We start from the raw sequence: 257 nt of genomic DNA, 5'->3' as shown, positions 1-257 counted from the left end.
CGGTCGACCACACGATCGCACCGACTCCGCAATCATTGACCGCACTGTCGAGAAACTTGTCTTTGCCGCCTAGCTTGTCCCAATCGATCTTTTCGTAAAGACCGTCCGCACAACCAAGGGCGAGTTCTTCCGCCTCCACCTGCACCACATCCCAATTGGGCTTTCCTGCTTTCACCTTTGCCTGGACGACACCGTAGCCGCCGTCCCAGGATTCATCCAGCAAGGGCTTGCCGACTTTCTCGGAGAAGGGCTTGAAG

The 257-nt window shown here is 56.8% G+C and carries 1 pseudogene; it reads right to left on the bottom strand.

Features of this window, described 5'->3' with window-relative positions:
- A pseudogene (locus SB719_RS21200) lies at positions 1-257 on the bottom strand (ABC transporter substrate-binding protein); the annotation flags it as partial.

It is taken from the genome of Pantoea sp. SIMBA_079, from assembly GCF_046940275.1.
Lineage (GTDB): Bacteria > Pseudomonadota > Gammaproteobacteria > Enterobacterales > Enterobacteriaceae > Pantoea > Pantoea borealis.
Note: the sequence above shows the minus strand (reverse complement) of the source record. Positions and strands in the feature narration are given on the sequence as shown.